The following is an 18,798-nucleotide window of genomic DNA, read 5'->3' on the forward strand; positions in this document are numbered from 1 at the left end:
AAAATCAGGGCAGGTCCAGGAGTTCCTGCCGCATTATATTTTTAAAGTGATAGTACATCAGGAAATAGAGTGGCATCCCCATAAAGAAAAAAACCAGAGCACTTCCTGAACCGCCTGTTTTTCCAATATTGTTGAAAAAGCGATCCTGCGATTCGAAAGACAATAGCAGGAAGCTAACGAAGCCTAAAAAACTACTGAGCAGCAGGATAGAGATTAACAGGTTGGGTTCCGTCAGAAAACTTAGGCCCATCAGAAATAAGAAGAAGAGGTATATACCAAACCCAATCTTGGAATTTCTGCGAAATAACAGATAGGGTTTAAGGGCTGCTTCATATTGACGATTATTCAAATAACCCAGCCTTCTGAGCAGGGTTTGATCCATTCCGCGCAATTCCAGGATTTGAAGGGCCCTGGAGCGCATGGATTCCGGATAACCGTGAAGTCTATAGTTCTTGACTATTTCCATCAGTTGCGGATTATCCAGCGTATTTAAATGATCGTAAGTGGGGCGCATCATTTAGTAAATAAAATCCTCAGTGCACTGCATTTGCAATGCATAAAGGGTTCTAAATGTAGGAAAATTTATGCATGGATCGATTAAACAGTGTTGTTGGTCGATCAAATTTCGGTAAAAGTGCCCATTTTTACGAGCAACGGTATAAAAGGCTGATCTGGTGGAAGATAACCGACTACCGGGTCTGTAAAAGTTGCTTGCTTTTAGCCTTATTGCAGGGGTTATTTGCTAAAATAAGCCGCTGATTTCCCCATTTCTGTCTATTTCTATCTGCTCTGAGGCAGGATGTGCGGGCAGTCCCGGCATACGGAGGATATTGCCTGCAATGGGAATGATAAATCCGGCCCCGGCCGCAATCTCCAGTTCGCGGATGTTGATATCAAAATTCTCCGGCCGCCCTAATTGTTTCTCATCATCGCTCAGACTTTTTTGTGTTTTGGCCATACAAACCGGCAGCCCGGCGTATCCCAGTTCTTCAAAGCGTTTTAGTTGCCGTTTGGCCTTATTGGAAAGGATAACGTGTTTAGCCCCGTAAATGGTCTGACAGATTTTTTCCATCTTGGTACGCAGGCTGTCTTCCAGGGAATAAGTGGGTGTAAAGGTAGCCTTACAGCCAGCAACTGCCTCTGCCACTTTTTCTGCCAGGGCAGCACATCCCTTTCCCCCATTGGCCCATCCATCGCTAATCGCAACGGAAACACCCAGCTTTTCACAATGTTCCTGCAACAATAGGCGCTCAGCATCCGTGTCATTTTTAAAATTATTGATGGCAACAACTATAGGGATACCAAAGGTTTTTAAACTGCTCACATGGCGCTCCAGATTCGGTAAGCCGGCCCGAAGGGCATCAGTATCTTCTTCCGTTAGGGAAGCCAGAGGTTTACCGCCATGGTACTTCAGGGCTCTGATGGTTGACACCAAAACGATTGCCTTCGGCGAAATACCTGCCGTCCTGCATTTGATGTTCATGAATTTTTCGGCTCCCAAATCCGCTCCAAACCCGGCTTCCGTTACCACATAATCTGCCAGGGACATCCCCATCTTGGTCCCGATAATGGAATTGGTGCCCTGAGCTATATTCGCAAATGGTCCGCCGTGAATAATGGCCGGGTTTCCCTCCAGGGTCTGCACCAGGTTTGGTTTAATGGCATCCTTCAGCAAGACTGCTATTGCACCTTCGGCTTTAAGGTCGCGGGCGTAAATGGGCTTCCCATCCCAGCTGTCGGCCAGGTAGATGTTCCCACATTTCTTTTTAAGGTCTTCAAAATTCTCACTCAGACATAAAATGGCCATGATTTCGGATGCGGCCGTGATATTGAAACCTGTTTCCCTTGGGACGCCCCCTGCTTTACCCCCCAGGGCAGCTATGATGTTCCGCAGCCCCCTGTCATTCATATCCATACAGCGCTTCCATAAAACTGTCCTGGGATCAATCCCCAGGTTTCCCGTCCGGGCCTGAATGTTATTATCGATCAGTGCAGCCAGCAGATTATTCGCTTTTTCTATGGCATTGAAGTCTCCTGTGAAGTGCAGGTTAATATCAACCATTGGAATTACCTGGCTCCAGCCGCCCCCTGCGGCCCCACCTTTAATCCCAAAAACGGGCCCCAGGCTGGGTTCCCTAATTACAGTAAGGGCTTTTTTGCCAATATGGTTCAATCCGTCTCCCAGACCGATGGAAACAGTAGTCTTCCCCTCGCCTGCAGGGGTAGGGGTAATGGCTGTGACCAGTATCAGATTGGCATTGTCCACTTTTTTCTGCTGAATAAGGGATAAAGGGAGCTTTGCCTTGTTGGATCCGTAATATTCGAGCTGTTGTTCAGGGATGTTCAGTTTGGACGCAATATCACGGATGTGCTTTTGCGCAACGCTTTGGGATATTTGAAGGTCGGTCATAGTTGGTTTTGATGATAAATTTGATTACAAAAGATAAGGTACTAAAAATCGACTGAATCAGCCTGCAGTTTCCGCTAGCTCCTAAATACCATCAATATGTTCCCTTAGGTATTTTAGTGCGAGGTGCATTCGTTTCTCAATGGCTTTTACGCTCACCCCTTCCATTTCTGCTATTTCCGCATATTTCTTTCCGTCGATCCGATTGAGCAGGAAGGTGGTTCGCTGGTTTTCCGGCAGGGCATTCAATGCAGCGTCCAGCTTTGCCTTAAATTCTTTCTCCTGCATCAGGAATTCGGGAGTTTCATTTGAAGTGTTGGTATTCTCTTGTGCGTGCTTCAGCCGGACCTTCTCAGCCTTGATCACATTCAGGTATAAATTGTTTGCTACCGTATAAACATAAGATTTGGCCTTGTCGGGTGCCACTTTAGCACAATTCTCCCAAAGTTTTACAAAGGCCTCCTGAACCGCGTCATAGGCCTTTTCCTCATTGCCGAACTTATAATATATGAAGTTGAATATCGTTTTAGAATGGGTGCGGAACAACTGGCTGTATACCCGGTCATCGCAAACGTTATCCATAATAAATTTTTTTCAGGGATATCAGGGTGCTCCGTTTTTCATTACCCGGGGCATACCCGTTTTACCCAAAGATATTTGAAAAAATTAACATTTGAGGTAGGGTAAATCAAAAGATAGTTGTTTTAAGGGTGTACAACAAAATAATAATCCAATATCGTTATGAAAAAGTTCTTAAAACAAGTGTCCTGGTCTCTCTTGCTAATTGGGGCACTGTCATTTACCGCATGTCAGGAGGAATTTGAGGAAGTCAATACTTCAGATGCTCAGGGCGAATCTTTTATGGCCAGTTCCAATACGGCTGTACTTATTGAGAAAACGGCTCAGCGCGACGGCTCCTTTGATAACATTGTTGACGGATCCAGCTGTTTTGCCTTAAATTTCCCCTATACCGTTAACGTAAACGGGTTGGACATTACCATTGATTCTATTGAAGACCTCAGGCTGATTGAGGAAATCTTTGATGAATTTGATGAGGATATAGACGTTTTGGAAATCTTCTTTCCGATCACCATCACCAAGGCAGATCATACCGAAATTGTCATTAACAATAAGGAAGAACTTATAGAGCTTGCTCGCGAATGTATAGAAGGAGGAGATGATGATGATATAGAATGTATCGATTTTGTATACCCTGTAACCTTCTACACCTTTGACGTTAATAATCAGCAAACCGGACAGGTAACTGTTAGTAGTGACAGGGAACTGAAATATTTCCTGGATGAACTCGAGGATGACGATATTATCAGTATCGATTTCCCGATTACCCTTATCAAATTTGATGGAACTGAAGTCCGGGTAGAAAATAATGCCCAATTGGCTGCTGCTCTTGAAATCGCCAAGGATGAATGTGATGAAGATGACGATAATGATTATAATGATGATGACTTTACGCTGGAGCGTCTTGAACACGTGCTGGTTGAATGTCCATGGGTGGTCCTTTCAGTAGAACGCGATGGCGTTAACCAGTCTGATCAATACGAGGCCTATCTGATGAATTTCTTCGAGAGCGGTGAAGTAACTGTAAAAGACCGTGCCGGAAATGTACTCAACGGAACCTGGGAAGTAAGCATGATGGATCATTATGCGGCACTGAACCTATCATTTGATGTGTTGGTAGACTTCAACCTGCAATGGAAAGTATATGAGCTGGAAGAAGGGAAGATCAAACTCTTTAGTGGAGATGGTAACCGTATCATCATGAGGAGTATCTGCGATGGTGTGGATACAGACCCGACTACCTTAAGAGAAATTCTGCGCGAGTGTTCCTGGATCATCAAAAAAGTTAAAAATCAGGGTGTGGAAATCGACCGACTGATCGGATGGGAGTTTGAGTTCCAGGCCGAAAATGTGGTAACACTTTCCAACGGAGTGAGCACCATTAATGGAACCTGGGAAGTAGGTCCTAATGCACAGGGAATCCTGTCATTGATGATCAACATGCCGGAGGATTCTGCTATATCCTTTGAATGGCCGCTGCGCGAGCTACTGCAGAATAGGTTGCGTTTTGAGATAGAGTCGATTGATTATGAACTCACCCTGCTGCGTGCCTGTCCTTCTACCAATGATGGGGATATTACCGAGATCAGTAATTTCCTGATGGCCGGAGACTGGATGGTAGCCCAGTACAAAGATGCCGGAGTGGATGAAACGATGGATTACGAGGGAATGGACTTTAGCTTCCAGGCCGAGCATCAGCTTACCGTAAGCACCAATATGGACCCCCTTAAAACGGGCCTCTGGAGAGTAGTGCGGGACAGCGAAGGAAAGCTTAAGGTTTACCTTAACCTGGGCGATGACAATGATGCGCTGTCTGAGTTCACTGACGACTGGGATCTGTACAGCGTAACTGAAGGCCGTATTGAACTTCATGATGTGAGTGGAGACGGCTCAATGGATATCCTGGTATTCGAACGTATTCAATAGATCCTGAGAACACTATATGATAATGATAAAATCAATAAAGATGAAAACTAATTTAATAGTCGGTTGTTTACTGTGTTGCGTTCTATTTATCAGTTGTGATTCCGAAGAGGATTCCCCTGAGAGGGTTACACAGGCAGATATGGAAGCAATCCGGTCTACCGCCCTGTCGGGTTCCTGGAGGATAAGCTATTTCTTCGATACAGATAAAGAGGAGACCTCAAACTTTGAAGGGTACGCCTTTGTCTTTGGAGCGGATGGTATTGTTACCGCAGTAAAAGATGCCACTGAAGTTACCGGCACCTGGTCTGTTACCGATTCCAATTCTTCTGATGATAGCCCGGACGATAGTGATGTGGATTTTAACCTCAATTTCCCATCCCCTGAGATGTTCCTGGATCTGACAGATGACTGGGATATTCTGGAGTACTCCCAAAACCAGATCAAATTGATCGACATAAGCGGAGGAAATGGTGGAACGGACTATTTGACATTTCAGAAGATTTAAATTTCTTTTTTGCCCCAATTTGCTAAGGAAGGCTCCCGATCTGGGGAGTCTTCCTTTTTTTATTGGATAAATGAAAAATCGGGGGAACCCCCCAACCCCCGTTAAACAAAATACCCTTTTCCCCTGCAAGGGAATATCACCAAACAGCTTCCAGGTCCATCTCCCTGCAGACCTTAAAGCAATGCATCTGCCGCATACCGGGTTTAGCGACCTTCATATTTGTGCTAATCCCGTGCAGATATGTATCTTTGCAACTCCTGAATAATTCTGCAGAAGATGTTTGACAATTTAAGCGAGAAACTGGATAAAGCCCTGCACGTCCTTAGGGGACACGGGCAAATTACGGAAATCAATGTAGCTGAGACTACCAAAGAGGTACGCCGTGCCCTGCTGGATGCGGACGTCAACTTCAAGATAGCCAAGGAATTCACCAATAGAGTTAAGGAGAAGGCGCTTGGGCAGAATGTACTGACCACCTTACAGCCCGGGCAGCTGATGGTAAAAATCGTCAAGGACGAACTTACCGAACTGATGGGCGGAGATGCGGAAGGGATAGACCTTTCCGGTAACCCATCTGTGATCCTGATGTCCGGATTACAGGGTTCCGGTAAGACTACCTTTTCCGGGAAACTCGCCAATTTTCTAAAGCGCAAAAAAAGCAAGAACCCCCTTCTGGTTGCCTGTGATGTCTATCGCCCTGCGGCAATTGACCAGTTGCATGTGGTAGGGGAGCAGATAGATGTACCCGTTTATTCAGATAAGGAAAATAAGGACCCGGTTGCCCTTGCAAAGGCAGGTCTTGATTACGCCAAAGCCAATGGCCACAATGTGGTGATCATCGATACCGCCGGGCGCCTTGCGGTGGATGAGCAGATGATGACCGAGATTTCCAATATTAGGGACGCCGTTACCCCTCAGGAAGTCCTTTTTGTGGTGGATTCCATGACCGGACAGGATGCTGTTAACACTGCAAAAGCCTTCAATGAGGTGCTGGATTTTGACGGGGTAGTACTCACCAAACTCGACGGGGATACCCGCGGGGGTGCCGCCATCTCTATCCGATCTGTGGTCGAAAAACCGATCAAGTTTATCGGAACAGGGGAGAAGATGGATGCCATAGACGTTTTTCACCCCGGCAGGATGGCAGACCGTATTTTGGGAATGGGAGACGTTATATCCCTTGTCGAAAGGGCCCAGGAACAATTTGACGAAGAACAGGCCCGGAAAATCCAGAAAAAGATTGCCAAGAACAAATTTGGTTTTGACGACTTTTTAAGCCAGATCCAGCAGGTCAAAAAAATGGGGAGCATGAAAGACCTGGTTGGGATGATTCCCGGCGCAGGAAAGGCCCTGAAAGGAATGGATGTTGATGACGACGCCTTTAAGCATATAGAAGCCATCATACATTCCATGACCCCGGACGAACGCTCCAACCCTTCCAAACTGGATGCCCGCCGCAAAAAGCGGATTGCCAAAGGCAGCGGCACCAGTATGCAGGAGGTAAACCAGTTGCTCAAACAATTCAATCAAATGAGCAAAATGATGAAAATGATGCAGGGCGGCGGCGGCAAAAAAATGATGCAAATGATGCAGAATATGCGCTGATTTTCGAAGTACGCAGTAGGCACTTGCGGTAGGCCGTGGTAAAGGTTCAAAATTTGCTCTTTCTGCAAGAGATTTTCACATAGAATTCTTAGAATCAGGGAAACCAGAAAGCATGAGTTTTCAAAGGTTACGAGCCTATCAAATGGGATATCAACTGGCAATGGAAATTTTTGAAGTTTCAAAGAGATTTCCAGTTGAAGAACGATACTCACTTGGAGATCAGATACGGAAATCCTCAAGATCAGTTTGTGCGAATATTGCAGAAGCATATAGAAAAGGAGGTATCCAAAGCACTTTGTAAGTAAACTTAGTGATGCAGATGCTGAGAACTCCGAGACCCAGGTCTGGTTGGAATTTTCCAAAGATTGTGGTTATCTTACTGCTTCAGAGAGAAAAGAATTTTTAAAACAATCCATGGAAGTAGGAAGGCTCCTTAATTATATGATCCGTAGACCCGATAAATTTGGATCTGGAGCACTGCCAACTGCCACTGCCAACTGAATATTATGCAATTACTCGACGGTAAGAAAACTTCGAATGACATCAAAGACGAAATCGCTGCGGAGGTAACCAAATTGCGGGAAGCCGGCGAAAAAGTGCCACACCTTGCCGCCGTGATTGTCGGAAACGACGGCGCCAGCCTGACCTATGTGGGTAGTAAAGTGCGGGCCTGCAAACGAGTGGGCTTCGAATCTACTTTGAAACAACTCCCGGAGTCGACCACAGAAGAAGAGCTCCTGGAATTGGTCGGGCAACTCAATGAAAACCCCGAGATTGACGGGTATATTGTACAATTACCCCTTCCTGCACATATTGACGAGGAAAAGATCCTGCTGGCCGTTCATCCGGATAAAGACGTGGATGGCTTTCATCCCACAAATTTCGGGAGGATGGCATTGGATATGGAGACTTTTATTTCCGCAACCCCTTTCGGGATTATGGAATTACTGCGTCGCTACAATATAGATACCTCCGGAAAACACGCGGTTGTCATTGGCCGCAGCCATATTGTGGGGCGGCCCATCAGTATCCTGTTAAGCCAGAAGGGAAAAGGTGCCAATGCCACCGTTACCCTTACGCATTCAAGGACAAAGGATATCAAAGCCCTTACCTTGCAGGCAGATATTGTGGTTTCTGCCCTGGGGATCCCGAACTTCCTCAAAGCCGATATGGTCAAAGAAGGGGCAGTAATAATAGACGTGGGGATTACCCGTGTTCCGGATGAATCAAGGGAGCGGGGTTACTACCTTTGTGGGGATGTGGACTTTGAGCAGGTAAAGGAAAAAGCATCCTATATCACACCGGTACCTGGAGGCGTAGGCCCCATGACCATTGCAATGCTTCTAAAAAATACCCTTTTGGCCCGCAAAAGGCATCACTGATTTTCGGAAGGAGTCAGGGTTTCGTATTCCGGTTCCCCTTCATCGTTGGTGCAACTGCTCAGGCAGCCGAGCATCATCAGGGTAAGCAGGAGGGTGAGTATTCCAAATTTTTTCATGATGTAGGTTACATTAAAGATCTGTGGCTTTTCATATAACGCCCAAAAGGGCTATTTTGGTATATACCAGACCCTTACAATTTTTGATTCTTAAAATTTTAAAGGGATCCTCCATTTTTTGATCTGGCTGCGATGTTGTTCTGCAAATCAAAAAAGAGTATCTTAATTGAAAATTGAGATCATGCGAAAGTATTGGGTGCTTCCCCTGATTGTGGTATTGCTTCTGGAATGTAAAGAGAATGTAACAGGAGAAAACCCCAGTATTTTTATCTCCGTTAAGGATGGTGCGGCCGACGCCCCCCTAGATGGCCGGCTGTTGTTGATGTTTTCCAACAACCCGGAACAGGAGCCCCGTTTTCAGATCAATTCCGGTTTGAATACCCAATTGATCTTCGGGATGAATGTTGAAGGGATACAGGCAGGAGAACCCATTTCTTTTGATCCACAGGCGCTGGGGTTTCCCTATGAAAACTTGGGAATGATTCCTCCTGGAACCTACCAGGTACAGGCTTTGTTGCACGTATATGAGACTTTTAATCTCTCCACCGGGCACCAGGTTAAACTGCCCATGGACAATGGGGAGGGCCAGCAGTGGAACCGTTCCCCCGGGAATTTGTACAGCACCCCGGTTTCCGTGCAGGTGGGACCTGATGGGATACCTTCCCTAGAACTGACCCTGGACCAGAAAATCCCGCCCATCACCCCTCCTGAGGACACCGAATGGATTCGACATATACGCATCAAATCTGAGAAGTTATCCGAATTCTGGGGCCGGGATATGTATCTGGGAGCTCATGTGTTGCTCCCCAAAGGATTTGAAGAACATCCGGAGGCCCGTTATCCGCTGATGATCTTCCATGGGCATTTTCCTTCTGACTTTGGCGGGTTCCGGACAACCCCCCCGGACCCGAACCTGGAGCCCGAATACTCGGCGCGTTTTGGGGTGGAAGGTTACAATATTATCCAGCAACAAGAGGCCTACGACTTTTACAAGCGATGGAATGAACCGGATTTTCCCCGTTTCCTGATTATAGAAATACAGCACCCAACTCCCTATTACGACGATTCCTATGCGGTTAATTCAGCCAGTCAGGGACCTTATGGGGACGCCATCACCCATGAACTCATTCCCTATATAGAAAAAGAATTCAGGGGGCTTGGAGAAGGCTGGGCACGTTTTCTCTACGGAGGTTCCACCGGGGGCTGGGAAGCCCTGGCGGTACAGGTAAAATACCCGGAGGAGTACAATGGCTGTTTTGCGGCCTGCCCGGACCCTATTGACTTCAGGGCCTATTGCCTGACCAACATTTATGAAGATGATAACGCCTACTGGTATGAAAGCGATCATAAACAACTGGAAGTGCCTGCACACCGGGATTATCTGGGGCATATCTCATCCACGGTCCGGGAGGAGAACCAGCTGGAACTGGTCCTGGGCGATAAAAGCCGATCCGGGCAGCAATGGGATATCTGGGAAGCTACTTATTCCCCTCAGGGGGATGACGGGTATCCCAGACGTATTTGGGATAAGAGCAGTGGGGCCATAGACAAAGAAGTAGCGCGGTACTGGCAGGAAAATTACGACCTGCGTTATATACTGGAACGGGACTGGGAGAAACTGGGGCCCTCCCTGAGAGGAAAAATTCACATTTATTGTGGGGATATGGACAATTATTACCTCAATAATGCGGTCTACCTGATGGAGGATTTCCTCGAAAGTACCACCGACCCCTACTATGAGGGGGAAGTGCTCTATGGGGACCGGGCAGAACACTGCTGGAACGGAGACCCGGAGCTTCCCAACCATTTGAGCCGTTTGCGATACAACAGTATGTACGTCCCCAAGATAATGGAGCGTATAAGAAAGTCTGCTCCTGCAGGGGCTGATTTGAGCAGCTGGAGATATAAATAGAAAGTGTATGCCATGAATTCCGGTAGAAACAGAGTTGCCTGGTTTGCCTTTGCCTTTTTAGCCGTGGTAATAGGCCTGTATCCGCTGGCCTATTATTTTTCCGGTGAAGAGATGGGCTTGCTTACTTCAAAAAGCAAGGAACTTTTGGATGATACCCTATGGAATACAGCATTTTACGGGCATATTTCCTTTGGGGGGCTTGCACTGCTCATCGGCTGGACGCAGTTTAGCAGGAAGTTGCGTACCCGCTATATATCCTGGCATAGGGCAATAGGTAAAATTTATGTTTCAGCGGCTCTGCTAAGCGGCGCTTGCGCCATCTACCTCTCTTTTTTTGCAACCGGGGGGCTGGTCCCTGGCCTGGGCTTTTTCTTGCTTGGGGCCTTTTGGCTTTTCTTTACCGTCCGGGCATATATGGCGATTAGGAAAAGGGATATTTCTGCGCATGAGGCGTTTATGATTTACAGCTACGCGCTTTGTTTTGCGGCGGTGTGCCTTCGTATATGGATGCCACTGCTGATCATAGCATTTGGAGAATTTCTGATTGCCTACAAGATAGTCGCCTGGCTTTGCTGGGTTCCGAATCTGATTTTTGCCTTTTTCTGGGTTCGCAGAAAGGGGCTGCAAATTGAATAGTACCACTTTATGATTGAATTGTTACGAACTACTGCCGGCAACTACAGATTTTCAGGACCTTGTGGCTTTACTGTATGCGGATCTTGCCGAAAGAGACGGAGAGGAGCATGGCTTCTATTATCAATACGATGGAACTAAAAAAAATTGGGCTACAGGCCTTTCTTGCCGGACTGACTTTCCTGATCATATCCCTGATACTGGAACGAAATATGTCAGCCGACACCCTTGCTGAGAAAGGGATCATTGCCGCGGTTTTTGCCGTGATTTACGCTTTGGTATTGTGGGTCAGACAGCGTTATAAGAAGGGCCGCTGATTTATTTGGCAAATAACTGCCCCATATCTTTAAAGGCCTTAAACTCCAGTGCATTTCCTGCCGGATCCAGGAAAAACATGGTTGCCTGTTCCCCGGCTTCCCCTTTAAATCGGATATAAGGTTCAATAATAAAAGAAACCCCTTTGGATTTTAAATCATCCGCAAAACTGCTGAATTTTTCCCAGGGGAGAACCACTCCGTAATGTGGCACCGGGACGTTTTTTCCATCAACCGGGTTGGTGTGCAACCCTTCTTCAGATTTGGGTTTGTAATGGATCACCAGCTGATGCCCGAACAGGTTGAAATCTACCCAGTGATCACTGCTCCTGCCTTCTTCACACCCCAGTACCTCCCTGTAAAAAGTTCTGCAGGCATCGAGGTTATGAACGGGTATGGCAACATGAAAAGGGGTAATGGCAGACATAATTACAGATTTTTGAATCCCAAAATTACAAAAAGGAATTTGTCGTCAGACGATTTTGCATCAAATTTTCAAGGTTATGACTAGTCTTGCAGGAAATGGACGATTTGCTCATTTACGCTTTCCTGATGCATGGAATGCCCGAGGCCTTCGGTAGGGATCAAAACACTGTCCTGCCAGGCATTATGTACTTTTTGTGATGCGTGAAAAGGTGCGATCGTATCCAGTTTATCATGCAGGAGAAGGCCTTTTTTAGGGCTTCCCTCTATAAAACGAGAGGTGGAGAATTCATGAATGTGAAAGCCAAAATTTTCAAAGATAAACTGGTCAAACCCCCGCATTACACGCTGGTTAAATCCCAATAATTGCTGATACGATTCAGCTATCTCCTCAAATTCGGAGGGGGAACCTATGGTGACAATTTTTTCTACGGAATCATCGGGATGTTTATGGGCGTAGTAGAGGGCCGTCATTCCACCAACTGAATGCCCAACGGCGTATTTGGGTTCAAATTTATGCGTCATGTGAGCAACACATTCGGTGTAAAGGGGAACGTGCAGGTAGGTGCCGGAGGAGTACCCGTGGGCAGGGGCATCAAAGGCGATAATATGAAACCCGGCATCAGACAGGTGGCCTATCAGGTTCCGCCATCGGAACGTATTGCTCTCCCAACCGTGTATGAGTAAGACTTTAGGGCCGGTGCCTGGCCATTGATAGGTCTGTATATCATGGTTGGCTACGCGCTCCACGCTGTGTTTTGCACTTTTCAAATAAGGTGCCTGCTGAGGTTTCACCCGACCCTTGCGAACTTTGCAAAAAGTATGGAATGCCTGTTTGCCAGCCCATTGGATGCTGAAAAAAGCCAGGATATTGAAATAGACTCCATAACCTTTAATGATCACAGGGCGCAGAAGGTTCGAAAATTTTTGCATGCTTGGGGTGGTAGCGGTATTGGGCTTGAAAGTTTCCCTCAAAAATAGGAAATTAAAATGCCCAAAAGAACAATTCTTCTTTAAGAGGTTGTGGGTTGGATTGTTGATTCAGTCGGGCTTGCGGCCTTGTTCCTGCAGATTTTAATAAAGTCCGGAAATAATCATTCCCAGCCTACCATCATATATTTTATTTTGGCAGCATCCGGAATCTGCACCTCTTCAATAGAGCCCGTGGTGTATCTCAGGTCTTCAGGCAATTCACTCCGGGAGATCGTAAAATACAGATCACTCCCTTTGAGAAGGATCAGGATATTGTTCATGGAGGTTATCACCTTCCGGATTTCATAATGCTTCCGGATTTCCCCGTACGTGCTTTGCAGCCCGACACCTTTCTCCGTTTTAAAACGGGGGTCCAGAATACGGATATTTTCCACAACCGGCAGGCTGTCTGTTGTGGCACTAAGGCTTAACAGGGCTTTCCCTCCTTTTTCGTAAATCTCTATACTCCCTCCGCTGCCCATTTTAAGGCGGGAGGTATCGCGGATAATTGAATCATTCGCGAAAATACTGTCCAGCTGGGATACGGGTGTTTTTTTATGTAACCTCCCAACATGACCCGGGCCAATTTCAAAAGGATTTGCCTTATCGGTTTTACATTGAACCAAAATTAAGGCAGTAATAATTAACCAGAACGTTACAGGTCTCATACAGTATTAATCTTACAAAATTGAAATAAAATATTAGCGAATAACTTTTTTAAGGACCCCGAGAACACCCCTTATAAAGGTTGCGGAAGTGAGTACCTTCACCACGGGGTTTTGCCGCTGATAACTTCTGCGACTGGAAGAGCGGGTGGAAGAGCTTGTTTTTTCCCTTTCTGCAGCTTGCTTTTCCTTTTCAGCCGCCGCCTCCGCCTTTTCAATTTTTTCGTTCAGGATCTCATAGGCGCTCTCCCTGTCAACCACTTCCCCGTATTTGGGGACCAGGCTTGATTTTTTAATTAAGGCTTTCAGTTCTGCTTCGGACAAAATGTCCATACGGCTCATTGGAGCCCTCAGCAGGGTGGCAGCCAGGGGAGTCGGCCGGCCTTTTTCATCCAGGGCGGATATCAGGGCTTCTCCAATTCCCAGGCTTGTCAGGACTTCCTTGGTATCGTAATATTCGGAAATCGGATAATTTTCAGCGGTGAGTTTGATGGCTTTCCGGTCTCTGGCTGTAAAAGCCCTAAGGGCGTGCTGTACTTTAAGGCCCAGTTGCGCGAGGACTTCATTGGGCACGTCTGTGGGGTTTTGGGTGACGAAATATAACCCGATCCCTTTGGAGCGAATAAGCTTAACGATACTTTCGATCTGGTCCAGCAGGGCCCTGGAGGCTTCTTTGAAGATCAGGTGGGCCTCGTCAATAAAAAGGATGAGCTCCGGCTGGTCACTGTCTCCCTGTTCGGGAAAGGTGGCATAGATTTCAGCCAGCAGGCTTAACATAAAAGTGGAAAACAGTTTAGGACGGTCCTGAATGTCGGTAAGCCGGATTATGTTGATATAGCCCCGGCCATCGGCGTCAATCCGTGTCAGGTCATTGACCTCAAAGGACTTCTCCCCGAAAAATAATTCAGCACCCTGTTGTTCCAGTTCGATTATCTTGCGCAAGATGGTCCCGGTTGAACTGGTACTGATTCGCCCGTAGGCTTCTTCAAATTCTTTTTTACCCTCCCCTGTGGCATATTGCAGGACTTTTTTAAAATCTTTCAGGTCCAGCAACGGTAATTTATTGTCGTCGCAGTATTTAAAGACCACGGCCACAATACCCTCCTGTACTTCTGAAAGATCCAGGATCCTTGAGAGCAGTACCGGTCCGAATTCCGAAACAGTTGCCCGCAGCTTAACCCCATCCTGTTCAGATAAGGAAAGTATTTCCACAGGAAACCGCTTGGGTTCAAAGGGCAGGCCAATTTTCTGGTGGCGTTCGTCAATTTTGGGATGCCCGGGGCTGGGCTCCGCCAGGCCGCTAAGGTCTCCCTTGAGGTCCATTAACAGCACCGGAATACCCTTGTCCGAAAGGTTCTCGGCAAGAACCTGCAGCGTTTTGGTTTTTCCGGTACCGGTCGCCCCTGCGATAAGGCCATGTCGGTTCAGCGTTTTCAGGGGTACTTTTATATGGGCCCCTGTAACAGCCTCTCCATCCAGCATGGCAGCACCCATAGTGATGTAGTCCCCCTTGAAGGTATACCCCTCCTCGATGTGTTCGCGAAATGCTTCCGTCTTGCTCATGGCCGATAATTTGGGTCAAAAATAGGGGAATTCCCCTGAATTCTAAAAAAGATGTTTTCACCGTATTACCAGACCGAAGCATGAACTGCTTTTCCTATCTTTGCCGCATGGAAACAGCAGGGGTAATGGAAAAGGTAGAAAAGGGGTTATTTCTTCCCCTTATGGAGGCTTTTTACACCATACAGGGTGAGGGATACCACAAGGGCACTGCAGCTTATTTTATCAGGGTTGGTGGTTGCGATGTGGGCTGCCACTGGTGCGACGTTAAGGAAAGCTGGAATGCAGAAACACATCCTCCCACCGATATTCAGGAAATAGTTGCGGAAGCACGGAAATATTCCGATACCATTGTAATAACAGGTGGGGAACCCCTTACCTGGGATATGGGGCCTCTAACGGAACTCTTAAAGGCCGCAGGGATGAAGATTCACATTGAAACCTCCGGGGCTTACCCGCTTACCGGCCAGTGGGACTGGATTTGTTTGTCCCCTAAAAAAAACAAATTGCCGGTAGGGCAAATTCACTCAAAGGCAGACGAACTTAAAGTAATCGTTTATAATAAACACGACCTTATTTTTGCAGCCAAGCAAGCAGAGCAGGTCAGTAGCGAATGCCTGTTATACCTGCAGCCCGAGTGGAGTGTTCGGGACAAAGTAACCCCGATGATTGTAGACTTTGTTATGAAAAACCCTCAGTGGCGTGTTTCCCTCCAAACACATAAATACCTGAACATCCCCTGATATGAGGGGTGGGAATCAGTAAAGAGGTGAATTTCCAAAAAGATTATCTGCCACCGATAGCCTGAAGGTCGTTGATGCATTCAGCATCCAATACCGGAACCTGGGCCATGCCTTTGGCCGCACGCTTTTCCATTAACCCCATCAGCCCGCCTCCGAACTCCAGTTCGGCCCGCATCAGGCATCCGTCTGTCAAGCAATGATTTTCCGCTGCAGGGTCTTCGTGAGGGTTTACCTCAGGCGTCCCAAGGTCTACCAGCCCCAGCAAGTGTCCGAATTCATGTGTCAGTGTAGCTGCTTCCACATCAGCATTTGTAATTAAGGCAGAGCGGCCGGCCAGTTGGCGGATGGTGCGTTCGTATAAAATCATGGAGGTGTTGCGGTAAACGGCTCCTAGGGTTACCAGGCCGGCATCTTCATCGTCACCGTCAGAAGGGGCATCTGCAAAGTAAATATAGATAGCCAGGGTCCGTCCGTCATTATATTGGGTCCTGTTATCGTTTTCGAGGCTGGCTACCTCCTGCAGGGTGAGGGTTTCCTCTCCAGGGGATGCCAACGCCCGATACTGATATTGCACTTCCAGCTTAAAGGTACGCTCAGCAAAAAAAGAGGTTAACAGGTCTATGGCTTCAGCGGTCGGACGAAATCCTTCTACATGGGCAATTTCTATAAGCAGCCGGTCAAAATTCTCATTGGTGAGGATGTCTGCTGCACTGTCTCCCGTACTTAAAAGGTTGGCAGAGCGATCTATGGGTTCTTCCCTTGGGATATCCCCGTCACTCGAACAATTATATAAAAATAGCGTTGCAAAGAACAATGCTGCAATGGATAGCTTCGCTTTCATCCTGAATTTTTTATAAACAACGTTTAAGATAAGGCTTTTGTTATTTTAATTTTTGCAATCGGGCCAAATAGTCAAAATGTTCGCCCTCTGCTATTAATTCTGCACTGAGGTTGGCCTTTTCCGCTTCGTCGGCCAGCGTTTTGAAGTCTACAAACAGCCACGGAAACGAACTTCCTCTGACCCCTTCATACTCCCAGTTGTATTGTATTTCACCGTAATAGGAAACGTTACCCGGAACCCAGTATCCGCCGTCTGAATCTTCCTCAAAGAGGTAAATGACGTCGCTGGAATCCAACAGGATCTGACCCTTGTCAGGGATTAATGAGCCAAGGTGCCTCAAAAAACCGGAAAGCTCAGCGAGGCTGCCCGCCAGGCCAATCCCGTTCATTAATAACAACAAAGTATCGAATTCCCCTACCTTCAGGTCAAGGATTTTCGAATGGATGCTTTTACGAACTCCGCGATTTACAGCCACCTGTAATGCCTTTTCAGAGCTATCCAGGCCGGTACATTCCAGACCCCGAGACTGCAGTTCCAGGCAGTGGCTTCCGGCCCCGCAGCCAATGTCCAGTATACGGCCCCTGCATAATTGCAGCGCCTGCTGTTCCAGTAATGGCATCTGTTCAAATGTTCTGAAGAAGTGCGAAACGGGAACCGCCTCCCTGCTCCCCAGGGAAGAGTGACTGATCAGTTTCTTTTTCCTGACGCCCTTGTAATAATCTTCAATCGCCTTTCCAAATACCTCCACAGAACGTATTTTTGGGCAAAGGTATATCCAAAACTTCAGCTTCGGAAGCAGGGGACGGGGTTTTTGATCCTAAAGGAAATGAAAGAAAATTTGGATAAGCTGCCGCAACAGGCAGCAGAGAAACAGCAGCAGAACAAGGCCTTCTTCAAAAAATTGCGAAGGAAACCCCCCAGGAAACTCGATTCGCTGATGCGGGAATTACACCAGGCTGAATTCCAACGAACCGATTGCCTGGACTGTGCCAACTGCTGCAAGACTACCGGACCGTTGTTTACTCAAAACGATATCGGGAGAATAGCTTCTCATTTAAAGTTAAAACCCAGCCAGTTCATAGCCGATTACCTGCGGGTAGACGAGGAAGGGGACCATGTGCTTCAAAGCCTTCCCTGTCCGTTTCTGGGAGCCGATAATTTTTGTCATATTTATGAAGTCCGGCCCAGGGCCTGCCGGGAGTACCCTCATACGGATCGCAGGCGGATCTATCAAATTGGGGCACTGACCGTTAAAAACACCTCTATTTGCCCGGCAGCTTTCAGGATCGTTGAAGAAATGAAAAAACGCCTGCCCGGGTATCTCTAAAGACTTGTCAAACAGCATTTCGGAATACATTGTAAATTTGTTATTTTGGATATATGGAAGACTTGTTGAATTATTTTGAAACCATTCCCTCCTTGCACCGCAGCATTATTCTGGTTTCGGGGATAACAATTTTCTGGTTATTGGAAGGGGCCGTTCCCCTTTTTCGCTTTTCTTACCGAAAGTGGCGGCACGCCCTGCCTAACTTTTTCTTTACCCTAACTACTATCATCATTAATTTTGCGCTGGCGTTTCTCCTGCTGAATACCAGTGACTGGGTGCGGGACAATGGATTCGGGATTATCAACTGGATTCCGGACCTGCCGCTATGGGCATATATACTGCTGGGGCTTTTGCTACTGGACTTTTTCGGGGCCTATCTGGCCCATTGGGTGGAGCACAAAGTTAAGCCGCTATGGATGATTCATCTGGTGCACCACACGGACCACGAAGTAGATACCACCACGGCCAACCGTCACCATCCCATGGAGAGCCTGGTCCGTTTTTCCTTTACCCTGATGGGGGTTCTTGTTGTGGGAACGCCAATCGGTATTGTGATGCTGTACCAATCGCTTTCCATCGTATTTTCACAGTTTTCCCACGCCAATATCCGTCTGCCGCACAAACTGGACAAAGCGATCAGCTGGGTGCTGGTTTCCCCCGATATGCACAAGGTGCACCATCATTACATATTGCCTTATACGGATTCTAACTACGGGAATATTTTTTCGATCTGGGACCGGCTGCTGGGCACTTATATGGAAATGGACCGGGAAGCTATCGTTTACGGGGTAGATACTTTTCCGGACCGAAAGGAAAACAACAGTATCAGGGGCCTGCTTAAACAACCCTTTCATAAATATCGCAAGCCAACTACAGGCGGGCAATAAT

General features: G+C 47.1%; 21 protein-coding genes and 1 pseudogene. 12 read left to right on the forward strand and 10 right to left on the reverse strand.

The window, feature by feature from the left end; translation table 11 throughout:
* Positions 1–4 precede the first annotated feature (4 nt).
* The 3 genes from ACT6NV_RS09970 to ACT6NV_RS09980 form a co-directional block, all read right to left on the reverse strand.
* Positions 5–517: a hypothetical protein gene (locus ACT6NV_RS09970; protein WP_445384306.1), complete on the reverse strand. Its 513-nt coding sequence runs from the start codon at positions 515–517 to the stop codon at positions 5–7.
* 225 nt (positions 518–742) lie between these two features.
* Positions 743–2,410 carry a formate--tetrahydrofolate ligase gene (locus ACT6NV_RS09975; protein WP_445384307.1) on the reverse strand — a complete coding sequence of 556 codons (1,668 nt, stop codon included), beginning with the start codon at positions 2,408–2,410 and terminating at the stop codon, positions 743–745.
* A gap of 81 nt (positions 2,411–2,491) precedes the next feature.
* Complete coding sequence (locus ACT6NV_RS09980; RefSeq protein WP_445384308.1) at positions 2,492–2,989, reverse strand: RNA polymerase sigma factor; 498 nt, start codon at positions 2,987–2,989, stop codon at positions 2,492–2,494.
* A gap of 159 nt (positions 2,990–3,148) precedes the next feature.
* Here ACT6NV_RS09980 and ACT6NV_RS09985 point away from each other — a divergent pair, with 159 nt between their 5' ends.
* The 6 genes and pseudogenes from ACT6NV_RS09985 (at position 3,149) to folD (ending at position 8,404) form a co-directional block, all read left to right on the forward strand.
* Entirely contained in the window at positions 3,149–4,912 is a 1,764-nt protein-coding gene (locus ACT6NV_RS09985; protein ID WP_445384309.1) for a hypothetical protein, read from the forward strand.
* Positions 4,913–4,952: 40 nt separating this feature from the next.
* A complete protein-coding gene (locus ACT6NV_RS09990; protein WP_445384310.1) occupies positions 4,953–5,417 on the forward strand; it encodes a hypothetical protein in 465 nt (154 codons plus the stop codon).
* A 276-nt stretch (positions 5,418–5,693) separates the two neighbouring features.
* Entirely contained in the window at positions 5,694–7,022 is a 1,329-nt protein-coding gene (gene ffh, locus ACT6NV_RS09995) for a signal recognition particle protein (protein ID WP_445384311.1), read from the forward strand.
* Between the two features lie 160 nt (positions 7,023–7,182).
* Positions 7,183–7,323, forward strand: coding sequence for a four helix bundle protein (locus tag ACT6NV_RS10000; RefSeq protein ID WP_445386687.1), 141 nt, complete (start codon positions 7,183–7,185; stop codon positions 7,321–7,323).
* A gap of 35 nt (positions 7,324–7,358) precedes the next feature.
* Positions 7,359–7,523: pseudogene (locus ACT6NV_RS10005) on the forward strand (hypothetical protein); the annotation flags it as partial.
* Positions 7,524–7,528: 5 nt separating this feature from the next.
* Positions 7,529–8,404, forward strand: a complete 876-nt coding sequence (folD, locus tag ACT6NV_RS10010) for a bifunctional methylenetetrahydrofolate dehydrogenase/methenyltetrahydrofolate cyclohydrolase FolD (protein WP_445384312.1) — start codon at positions 7,529–7,531, stop codon at positions 8,402–8,404.
* On the opposite strand, the gene ACT6NV_RS10015 is transcribed toward folD, so the two are convergent.
* Positions 8,398–8,520, reverse strand: a complete 123-nt coding sequence (locus tag ACT6NV_RS10015; protein WP_445384313.1) for a hypothetical protein — start codon at positions 8,518–8,520, stop codon at positions 8,398–8,400. The two genes, folD and ACT6NV_RS10015, sit on opposite strands and share 7 nt — an antisense overlap.
* A 181-nt stretch (positions 8,521–8,701) precedes the next feature.
* On the opposite strand from ACT6NV_RS10015, the gene ACT6NV_RS10020 reads away from it, so the two are divergent.
* The 3 genes from ACT6NV_RS10020 (at position 8,702) to ACT6NV_RS10030 (ending at position 11,382) form a co-directional block, all read left to right on the forward strand.
* Positions 8,702–10,432: an alpha/beta hydrolase-fold protein gene (locus ACT6NV_RS10020; RefSeq protein ID WP_445384314.1), complete on the forward strand. Its 1,731-nt coding sequence runs from the start codon at positions 8,702–8,704 to the stop codon at positions 10,430–10,432.
* Positions 10,433–10,444: 12 nt separating this feature from the next.
* Positions 10,445–11,068: a DUF2306 domain-containing protein gene (locus ACT6NV_RS10025; RefSeq protein ID WP_445384315.1), complete on the forward strand. Its 624-nt coding sequence runs from the start codon at positions 10,445–10,447 to the stop codon at positions 11,066–11,068.
* A 128-nt stretch (positions 11,069–11,196) separates the two neighbouring features.
* A complete protein-coding gene (locus ACT6NV_RS10030) occupies positions 11,197–11,382 on the forward strand; it encodes a hypothetical protein (RefSeq protein ID WP_445384316.1) in 186 nt (61 codons plus the stop codon).
* A gap of 1 nt (position 11,383) precedes the next feature.
* On the opposite strand, the gene ACT6NV_RS10035 is transcribed toward ACT6NV_RS10030, so the two are convergent.
* The 4 genes from ACT6NV_RS10035 to ACT6NV_RS10050 form a co-directional block, all read right to left on the reverse strand.
* Positions 11,384–11,806: a VOC family protein gene (locus ACT6NV_RS10035; protein WP_445384317.1), complete on the reverse strand. Its 423-nt coding sequence runs from the start codon at positions 11,804–11,806 to the stop codon at positions 11,384–11,386.
* Positions 11,807–11,886: 80 nt separating this feature from the next.
* Positions 11,887–12,735 carry an alpha/beta fold hydrolase gene (locus ACT6NV_RS10040; protein WP_445384318.1) on the reverse strand — a complete coding sequence of 283 codons (849 nt, stop codon included), beginning with the start codon at positions 12,733–12,735 and terminating at the stop codon, positions 11,887–11,889.
* 161 nt (positions 12,736–12,896) lie between these two features.
* Positions 12,897–13,442 (reverse strand): hypothetical protein, encoded by a 546-nt coding sequence (locus ACT6NV_RS10045; protein WP_445384319.1) that lies wholly within the window; start codon positions 13,440–13,442, stop codon positions 12,897–12,899.
* A 33-nt stretch (positions 13,443–13,475) separates the two neighbouring features.
* Positions 13,476–15,002 (reverse strand): helicase HerA-like domain-containing protein, encoded by a 1,527-nt coding sequence (locus ACT6NV_RS10050; RefSeq protein ID WP_445384320.1) that lies wholly within the window; start codon positions 15,000–15,002, stop codon positions 13,476–13,478.
* Between the two features lie 107 nt (positions 15,003–15,109).
* On the opposite strand from ACT6NV_RS10050, the gene ACT6NV_RS10055 reads away from it, so the two are divergent.
* On the forward strand, positions 15,110–15,742 hold the full coding sequence (locus tag ACT6NV_RS10055) for a 7-carboxy-7-deazaguanine synthase QueE (protein WP_445384321.1): 633 nt from the start codon (positions 15,110–15,112) through the stop codon (positions 15,740–15,742).
* Between the two features lie 43 nt (positions 15,743–15,785).
* On the opposite strand, the gene ACT6NV_RS10060 is transcribed toward ACT6NV_RS10055, so the two are convergent.
* Together ACT6NV_RS10060 and ACT6NV_RS10065 are read right to left on the reverse strand one after the other, a co-directional pair.
* Positions 15,786–16,583, reverse strand: a complete 798-nt coding sequence (locus tag ACT6NV_RS10060) for a hypothetical protein (RefSeq protein ID WP_445384322.1) — start codon at positions 16,581–16,583, stop codon at positions 15,786–15,788.
* A 40-nt stretch (positions 16,584–16,623) separates the two neighbouring features.
* Entirely contained in the window at positions 16,624–17,331 is a 708-nt protein-coding gene (locus ACT6NV_RS10065; RefSeq protein WP_445384323.1) for a class I SAM-dependent methyltransferase, read from the reverse strand.
* Positions 17,332–17,409: 78 nt separating this feature from the next.
* Here ACT6NV_RS10065 and ACT6NV_RS10070 point away from each other — a divergent pair, with 78 nt between their 5' ends.
* Both ACT6NV_RS10070 and ACT6NV_RS10075 read left to right on the forward strand, forming a co-directional pair.
* Positions 17,410–17,910 carry a YkgJ family cysteine cluster protein gene (locus ACT6NV_RS10070; RefSeq protein WP_445384324.1) on the forward strand — a complete coding sequence of 167 codons (501 nt, stop codon included), beginning with the start codon at positions 17,410–17,412 and terminating at the stop codon, positions 17,908–17,910.
* A 53-nt stretch (positions 17,911–17,963) separates the two neighbouring features.
* Positions 17,964–18,797: a sterol desaturase family protein gene (locus tag ACT6NV_RS10075; RefSeq protein WP_445384325.1), complete on the forward strand. Its 834-nt coding sequence runs from the start codon at positions 17,964–17,966 to the stop codon at positions 18,795–18,797.
* Position 18,798: the final 1 nt, after the last annotated feature.

This window comes from Robiginitalea insularis, assembly GCF_052497835.1.

Coding starts and splice junctions, on each gene's coding strand:
- ACT6NV_RS10060 (WP_445384322.1), bottom strand. CDS start 16,583: ATGAAAGCGAAGCTATCCATTGCAGCATTGTTCTTTGCAACGCTATTT.
- ACT6NV_RS10025 (WP_445384315.1), top strand. CDS start 10,445: ATGAATTCCGGTAGAAACAGAGTTGCCTGGTTTGCCTTTGCCTTTTTA.
- ACT6NV_RS10015 (WP_445384313.1), bottom strand. CDS start 8,520: ATGAAAAAATTTGGAATACTCACCCTCCTGCTTACCCTGATGATGCTC.
- ACT6NV_RS10020 (WP_445384314.1), top strand. CDS start 8,702: ATGCGAAAGTATTGGGTGCTTCCCCTGATTGTGGTATTGCTTCTGGAA.
- ACT6NV_RS10055 (WP_445384321.1), top strand. CDS start 15,110: ATGGAAACAGCAGGGGTAATGGAAAAGGTAGAAAAGGGGTTATTTCTT.
- ACT6NV_RS10050 (WP_445384320.1), bottom strand. CDS start 15,002: ATGAGCAAGACGGAAGCATTTCGCGAACACATCGAGGAGGGGTATACC.
- ACT6NV_RS10000 (WP_445386687.1), top strand. CDS start 7,183: ATGGAAATTTTTGAAGTTTCAAAGAGATTTCCAGTTGAAGAACGATAC.
- ACT6NV_RS10070 (WP_445384324.1), top strand. CDS start 17,410: ATGAAAGAAAATTTGGATAAGCTGCCGCAACAGGCAGCAGAGAAACAG.
- ACT6NV_RS10030 (WP_445384316.1), top strand. CDS start 11,197: ATGGAACTAAAAAAAATTGGGCTACAGGCCTTTCTTGCCGGACTGACT.
- ffh (WP_445384311.1), top strand. CDS start 5,694: ATGTTTGACAATTTAAGCGAGAAACTGGATAAAGCCCTGCACGTCCTT.
- ACT6NV_RS10040 (WP_445384318.1), bottom strand. CDS start 12,735: ATGCAAAAATTTTCGAACCTTCTGCGCCCTGTGATCATTAAAGGTTAT.
- ACT6NV_RS10045 (WP_445384319.1), bottom strand. CDS start 13,442: ATGAGACCTGTAACGTTCTGGTTAATTATTACTGCCTTAATTTTGGTT.
- folD (WP_445384312.1), top strand. CDS start 7,529: ATGCAATTACTCGACGGTAAGAAAACTTCGAATGACATCAAAGACGAA.
- ACT6NV_RS10075 (WP_445384325.1), top strand. CDS start 17,964: ATGGAAGACTTGTTGAATTATTTTGAAACCATTCCCTCCTTGCACCGC.
- ACT6NV_RS09990 (WP_445384310.1), top strand. CDS start 4,953: ATGAAAACTAATTTAATAGTCGGTTGTTTACTGTGTTGCGTTCTATTT.
- ACT6NV_RS10035 (WP_445384317.1), bottom strand. CDS start 11,806: ATGTCTGCCATTACCCCTTTTCATGTTGCCATACCCGTTCATAACCTC.
- ACT6NV_RS09985 (WP_445384309.1), top strand. CDS start 3,149: ATGAAAAAGTTCTTAAAACAAGTGTCCTGGTCTCTCTTGCTAATTGGG.
- ACT6NV_RS09970 (WP_445384306.1), bottom strand. CDS start 517: ATGATGCGCCCCACTTACGATCATTTAAATACGCTGGATAATCCGCAA.
- ACT6NV_RS09980 (WP_445384308.1), bottom strand. CDS start 2,989: ATGGATAACGTTTGCGATGACCGGGTATACAGCCAGTTGTTCCGCACC.
- ACT6NV_RS09975 (WP_445384307.1), bottom strand. CDS start 2,410: ATGACCGACCTTCAAATATCCCAAAGCGTTGCGCAAAAGCACATCCGT.